A 7,306-nucleotide genomic window follows, 5' to 3' on the forward strand; every position below is an offset into this window, starting at 1 on the left:
CCCTGCCACAACCGTATTAACCTACAATTGAACGCACAAACGCAAGCGAGTCAGGAACATTTTTTACACCTTCAAAGATAAGATACGCGTCCGGCTCTTTCTTCACTATTACAGGCAAAAATTCTTTCCAGCCCATAATTCCCTGTCCCAAAGGAGCAATTTCAAGCTCGCCGTCTTTTACAACATAATCTTTTAAATGAAAACCGCAGATTTTTCCTTTGAAGAGTTCCAGACACTTTTCAAAAATTTCGGCACGTTTTTCGTGGTTTCCAATGTAAAGGTAATTGTAAATATCAACAATAAAACGGAAATTTTCCTGTCCTGGATCAATTTCATCGGCAAGGCGCTTAAGCCGCTCCGGACAATACATACAGTGTCCCCATGCCCCTTCCAAAGCCATGCAGACGCCGCTTTTTTTTGCAGTCTCCGGCATAGGCGCAAAAATCGACTTTACTTCCGCAAAAGCCTCCTCAGTCTGATTTTTTGGATTGTAAGTCCATTTGTCGTCATTGTAAGAGCCGGTCTCCGAAGCGACAAATTTTGCCCCAAATTCAGCAGCATGACGCAAATGGTCGGCATATTTTTCCGCTCCAAGTCTTACTTTTTCTTTATTAGAGTGAACAGGATTAAAATATGCGCCCAAGAGCGGAATTTCAACGCCGTTAGAATTAAAACCTCTGCGGATTTCAGAAACAACACTGTCCGTCAAAGTGCCAGGATTACCGGTTTGTCCCTCAATCGCCTTTGCAATTGCAAGCTGAACTCCGTCAAATCCCCATTCATGGGCTTTTTGTCCTAAAAACTCAGCAGATCCTTTTCCAATATCATGTGGTCTAATTAAAATTTTCATAAAACCATTATATATACAGCCACTACAAATTGCAATTTTTTGAAAAACTAAAAAAAATGAAGATTTGGACATAAAAAAAGACGCCTTAGGGCGTCTTTTATCAAGCAATCAACTTACAAATTAGCAGTTTTCTGCAAAGTATTTGATTGTTCTTACCATCTGTGATGTGTAAGAGTTCTCGTTGTCATACCAAGAAACAACCTGTACCTGGTATGTATCGTCAGAAATCTTAGAAACCATAGTCTGTGTAGCATCGAAGAGAGAGCCGAAGCGCATTCCGATTACATCTGAAGAAACAATCTGATCTTCGTTGTATCCGAAAGATTCTGTTGCTTCTGCTTTCATAGCTGCGTTGATAGTTTCTTTTGTAACTTCTTTGTTTGTCTTGATTACAGCAGTCAAGATTGTTGTAGATCCTGTTGGAACTGGAACACGCTGAGCTGAACCAATCAATTTTCCGTTCAATTCAGGAATTACAAGACCGATAGCCTTTGCAGCGCCTGTTGAGTTAGGAACGATATTCTGAGCACCTGCGCGTGAACGGCGGAGGTCGCCTTTGCGCTGCGGACCGTCAAGAATCATCTGGTCGCCAGTGTAAGCATGGATTGTAGACATGATTCCGCTCTGGATTGGAGCAAAGTCATTCAAAGCTTTAGCCATTGGAGCCAAGCAGTTTGTTGTGCAAGAAGCGGCAGAAATGATATTGTCGTTCTTTGTAAGAGTTTTGTGGTTTACATTGTAAACGATTGTTGGAAGGTCGTTTCCTGCTGGAGCAGAAATTACAACTTTTTTAGCGCCTGCATCAATGTGAGCCTGCGATTTAGCCTTTGAAACATAGAAACCTGTACATTCGAGAACGACGTCTACATCGAGAGCTTTCCATGGAAGGTTAGCAGCATTTGCTTCCTTGTAGATTGTAATTGTTTTTCCGTCTACAACGATAGCACCTGGTTTTGTTACAGTTTTTCCGTCTTCGGCAAGAACGTCATCTATATAAGAAACTGTGTGTTTGTTCTCGCCGATTCTTCCAGCATATCCACCCTGCGCTGTATCATACTTCAAAAGGTGAGCAAGCATTTTTGGGCTTGTAAGGTCGTTGATAGCTACAACTTCATATCCATCTGCAGCAAACATCTGGCGGAATGCCAAGCGTCCGATACGTCCAAAACCGTTAATAGCAACTTTAACTGCCATGTTTTTATTCTCCTTAAAAAATAAATTTAAATTTACTATATTTAAAATACTGAATTTCAAGCAAATAGTCTATAAAAAAATTATAATAAATTGGCCGTTCCGGCTTTTATATCAGAACCATCAAAACTAAAAAAGAGTTTTAATCAAGTCTTTATATTCCTCAGCAATTTTATAACGCATCATTTCCTGCTTTGCGCTCAGCTCAACACCAACTTCAAAACTTTTTGGAATCAATGCAAATTTTCCAATTTTTTCGCAAGCACGAAAGCCTTTTGCCGTAGAAATTGAATTCTTTATGATTTTATCAAAAGCCTGAATTATAAAATTGTTCTTTAAAAGTTCTTCATAAGATTCATATTCAATATTATTTTCTTTTGCAAAATCCTCGGTATTTTCCTTAGAAGGCACAATGAGCGCTCCAAGGCTCCGTTCATCTTGTCCAACAACCATTGCGCTTTCTATCAGGTCGTTTGTCAACAGCTCCGATTCGAGCACAGCAGGCTCGACATTTTCACCGCCAAGCAAGACAATTGTATCTTTTGCGCGGCCTGTAATTTTCAATTCGTTGTCAAAAGTGCGTACGCCAAGGTCGCCTGTATTAAACCAGCCGTCTTTATCAATCACTTTTGCGGTCAAATCTGGACGCTTGTAATAGCCTTTCATAACCTGCCGGCTTTTTACGAAAATCAATCCCATTTTTCCCGGTCCAATATCTTCGCCATTTACGGCAACACCATTCTCTTCCTTGCAGATTTTTAATTCGACAGTAGGAAAAATAGCACCTACGCAGCCAGGACGAGGCTCATGAGGATTTCTAAACGAAATAACAGGCGCGGTTTCAGTAAGGCCATAACCTTCCAAAAGGTTCAATCCTACGGCCCTGTAAAAATTGTCAATTTCGTGTGGAAGCGCTCCGCCGCCGCTAATTGCAACATGCAGATTTCCGCCAAATTTTGCCTGGAGTTTTTTAAATACGAGCAAATCTCCGAGTTTTTTCAATGGCCATAAAAGACACATGGGAACAATTCCCGCTAAAAAATCCAAAACCCGGCTACGTTTTTTATAAAGCTGGCATACAAGGCCGCAAACCTTATCTTTCTGATCAGCATAGGCACCGCCAACTTTTACAAAAAAATTAAAAAGAACAAGTGCGGCTCCGCCTTTCTTCTTCATGGCTTTTTGAACAGCTTTTGCAAGAGATTCCCATAAACGCGGAACACCGCACATCCACTGAGGCTTTATAACCGCCATGTCTGCAAGCAAAATCTGTCCAATAGGCTTAGAGTAGGCAATTCCGTTGCAAAAAACTGGAGCAGCATACTGAATCAAACGCTCAAAACTGTGCCATACAGGAAGAACGCTCAGCCACATAAATCCAGGATTAGAAGGCAAAAAGTTGTGGATTACAGAAAGCTGATAAATATAATTGTCATGAGTAAGCATTACGCCTTTTGGAGTTCCTGTTGTGCCGGAAGTAAAAATAATCGTGGCAGTATCATTCGGCTCAATTTTTTCCATGCCAGACTCAATTTCAGCTTTTATCATTTCTTTTTTTTCTGCATATTCATTCCGCGCTTTTTCAAACAATTCGTTAAAATGAATTAGCTTAAGACCGCAATCGGCTGCTTTTTTTTCAATTTCTTGCGCAACCGGTTCGTAAATTACAACAGTTTTTAAGAGAGGCACTTCATCGATTTTTTCCAAAACCTTTTCGAGCTGATGTCCGGTTTCAAAAAAGCCAACTTTACAGTCTGCATAAGAAATTATAAAGCGAATTTCGTTTCCCATGCTGTCGCAGCCACGAGGAACATCTGCCGCACCGATAGAAAGCAAAGCATAATCTGTCAAAAGCCATTCGCGGCGATTGTCAGAAATCAATGCAACATTGGAGCCTTTTTCAATGCCAAGCTTTTTAAACTGAAAAGCAAGGGCGACAAAATCATCATAAACAGAAGCAAATGTAAAATATTCATATTTGCCGTCTTTATTTTTTGAAGCCTGAAGAAATGTATCAGGAACTTTTTCAGTCTGCGCCTTCAGCATTAAAGGAAGATTTTTTGGAAGCTCACGGAAGGTATATTTTACCATAATTTTCTCCATTAAATAAAATCAAAAAAAACTCAAAAGCAACAATCAAACAAAAAGCTCTTTAGAGATTTATGTAATTTTACCACGGAAAACTTAATATTGCAAAAAAGAGCGAGACCTGCATATTTGCAAAAACAGGTTCTCGCCGCAAAATTTTCAGGATTATAGAATAAACTAAGGCGAATTATTTTTTATCGCTGTCAGACTCTTTGTGGCGGCTGTCGAAATATCCTCCGTCCTCAAGATAACGCCTGCGCGTCATTATCAGATTTATAAGCTCGTGGTACATATTGAAGTCGATTTCAAGCGCCATCGGAAGAAGGAAAAACTCGGTCTCGTCGCAGTAGCGCTCGATAAAGTGCGGGTCGGTAACATAGCCGAGAGAAATCATATTAGAGATTCTATCCGCGCACTTTAAAATTTTCGCCTTCTGGCTTCCGCTGTCGAGAATCCGCTGCAAAAACTGCTTCTTGCTTTCGTCCTCGCGCCTTGTAACCTCAAGAACAAGCTTAAGAACATCCTCGCCCTCGGAATCGGCATTGAGGATTAAATCTTTATCAAAATCCTTTATATCCTCAACAGTGTCGTGAACAACGCTCGCCTTTAAAAGAACAGAGTCGATGTAGCCATAGTCAATAAGAATCGCAAGCGTGTCCATCTGATGACGGAACATATTTCCGCCAGCGTGCCGCGCTTTTCCGATAAGCCCCGTGGCAAGCTGCATATAAGGAGCCAAGACAATGTTCTTAAGCTCCTGAGCTTCCTTGTTGCCCATTTTTTCAGGCTTCTCAGTTTTCATCTCATATTTTATTCCCATGTCTCGCCCCCTGTTCTTCCTGACAATTTTGTGCTGACCATTATCCGGCACAAAAGCCGACTCGTCAAACTAATTCAGCGCAGCAACGTAAGATTCAAGTTTCTCGATGCGCCTCTTGATTTCAACAAGCTTGTCGCGCTCAGCCTGAACAACTTCCGCCGGAGCGTGCTGCCCGAATTTTCCGTTGAGCTTGAACTCGATTCTTTCAGCATCTTTCCTGCCAGTCTCCAAGTCCTTGTTGAAATGCTTTAAAAGCTGTTCCTTGTTGATGTTGCCGTCAAGAAGAATGAACGCCTCAAATCCAGTTCCTACAGTTCCGATTGACTTAGCAGGCTTTTCCTCGACGAATTCGATTTTTGAAAGACCAGCAAGAAGCTGAATCATATCGGCTTTTTCTTTGCAGACTTCCGCCGCGCTTCCTTTCACAACAAGCAATGCAAGATTGATTTTGTCCGCAGGATTTACGCCGCACTCGTTTCTAAGACCGCGCACGCTTCTGACTACGTCTTTAAGAGCGTTGAAACGCGCAGTGATTTTCTCGTCATTGCGCTCAGACTTGAATTCAGGATAAGGAGCGGAAACCAAAAGCCCGTCGTAAGTTTCAGACGGAAGAATCTTGTTGCTTTCTGTTTTTGCGCGGTTCGCATTGATTTCCTTCCGCGGAAGTTTTGAGTAAATCTCTTCCGTAACAAACGGAATGAACGGATGCAAAAGCCTCAAAGATTCCTCAAGAACATTGAGCAAGACAGAAATTTGCCTGTCCTTTTCTTCTTCAGTTCCGTGCCAGAACACGAGTTTTGTCGCCTCAACGTACCAGTCGCAGAAATTGTTCCAGAAATATTCGTAAGCCGCGCTTGCCGCATCGTTGTAACGGTAAGAATCAAGAGCCGCGCGCGCATTTTTCGCCGCTTCGTTCAATTCTGTGTAAATCCATTTGTCAAGCTCGGTCAGCTCCTCATCTTTTACAGGAACGAGATTTCTTCCCTCAAGATTTCCGAGAATGTATCGGCTTGCGTTCCAGACTTTGTTGCAGAATTTAGAGCCGAATTTGAACGAGTCGTTGTCAATCAAAATATCCTGTCCCTGGGCCGCAAGATAAGTCAAAGTGAATTTAAGAGCGTCCGCGCCGTACTGGTCGATAATTTCAAGCGGGTCGATACCGTTTCCAAGCGACTTAGACATTTTTCTTCCCTGCTTGTCGCGCACAAGACCGTGAATATAAATGTCGTGGAACGGAGCTTTTCCAGTGAATTCAAGACCTGCCATAATCATCCGGCTGACCCAGAAGAAAATAATATCATAAGCGGTAACAAGAGCAGTTGTCGGATAGAATTTCTTCAAGTCCTCAGTGTTTTCAGGCCAGCCCAAAGTTGAGAACGGCCAAAGCCAAGAAGAGAACCAAGTGTCAAGAACATCAGGGTCTTGCTTCAGATGAGAAGAATCCGCGCCGCATTTCGGGCATTTTTCCGGATCTTCACGGCTTACGATTGTCTCGCCGCAGTCGCAGTACCAGACAGGAATTCTGTGTCCCCACCAGATTTGGCGGCTCACGCACCAGTCCCGGATATTTTCAAGCCAATGAGTATAAGTATTTTCCCATTTTTTCGGGAAGAAAACAACTTCTCCGTCTTTCCATGCCTTCAAAGCCTTTTCAGCAAGAGGCTTCATCTTTACGAACCACTGGTAAGAAAGATAAGGCTCAACAACGGTGTGGCAGCGGTAGCAGTGTCCAACAGAGTGGGTCATTTTCTCCTCGCCCTTGAAATTTCCGCTTTCGGTCAAGTCCGCAATAACAAGTTTCCGCGCCGCATCAGGCTTTAGTCCGCGGTATTTTTCAGGAACATTATTGTTGAGAGTTCCGTCAGGATTCAAAAGATTTATGATTTCAAGATTGTGCCGTTTTCCGACTTCCCAGTCGTTAGGGTCGTGCGCAGGAGTGATTTTCACCATTCCAGTTCCAAATTCCTTGTCAACATAAGCATCGGCGATAATCGGAATTTCCTTGTTGATTAAAGGAAGAAGAACTTTTTTTCCAACGAGATCCTTGTAACGCTCATCGCTTGGGTTCACCGCGACAGCCGCATCTNNGGGTTGTTGCGACCTCGATTCTTCCAGAGCCGTCAGCGTAATTGTAATAAATATGATACATTGCGCCAGCAGTGTCTTCATGCTCAACTTCGTCATCGGCAAGAGCCGTTCCGCAGCGAGGACACCAGTTCACGAGATACTGGCCTTTATACATCAAGCCGCGCTCATACAAAGTAACGAAAACATCGCGCACAGCCTTTGAAAGCCCATCATCATAAGTGAAACGCCCGCGGCTCCAGTCAACAGAATTTCCAAGCTTTTTCTGCTGT

The 7,306-nt window shown here is 42.7% G+C and carries 4 protein-coding genes and 1 pseudogene; all 5 read right to left on the reverse strand.

Features of this window, described 5'->3' with window-relative positions; all coding sequences use genetic code 11:
* Window positions 1-16: 16 nt before the first annotated feature.
* On the reverse strand, window positions 17-850 hold the full coding sequence (locus B3Y13_RS06030) for a sugar phosphate isomerase/epimerase family protein (protein ID WP_296025060.1): 834 nt from the start codon (window positions 848-850) through the stop codon (window positions 17-19).
* 120 nt (window positions 851-970) lie between these two features.
* Entirely contained in the window at window positions 971-2,044 is a 1,074-nt protein-coding gene (gap, locus tag B3Y13_RS06035) for a type I glyceraldehyde-3-phosphate dehydrogenase (RefSeq protein WP_296025063.1), read from the reverse strand.
* Between the two features lie 126 nt (window positions 2,045-2,170).
* On the reverse strand, window positions 2,171-4,132 hold the full coding sequence (locus tag B3Y13_RS06040; protein WP_296668803.1) for an AMP-dependent synthetase/ligase: 1,962 nt from the start codon (window positions 4,130-4,132) through the stop codon (window positions 2,171-2,173).
* Window positions 4,133-4,316: 184 nt separating this feature from the next.
* A complete protein-coding gene (locus tag B3Y13_RS06045) occupies window positions 4,317-4,931 on the reverse strand; it encodes a hypothetical protein (protein ID WP_296668806.1) in 615 nt (204 codons plus the stop codon).
* Window positions 4,932-5,018: 87 nt separating this feature from the next.
* Window positions 5,019-7,306: pseudogene (locus tag B3Y13_RS06050) on the reverse strand (valine--tRNA ligase); the annotation flags it as partial.

Source organism: Treponema sp. UBA7567 (assembly GCF_002476655.1).
Taxonomy (GTDB): Bacteria; Spirochaetota; Spirochaetia; order Treponematales; family Treponemataceae; genus Treponema_D.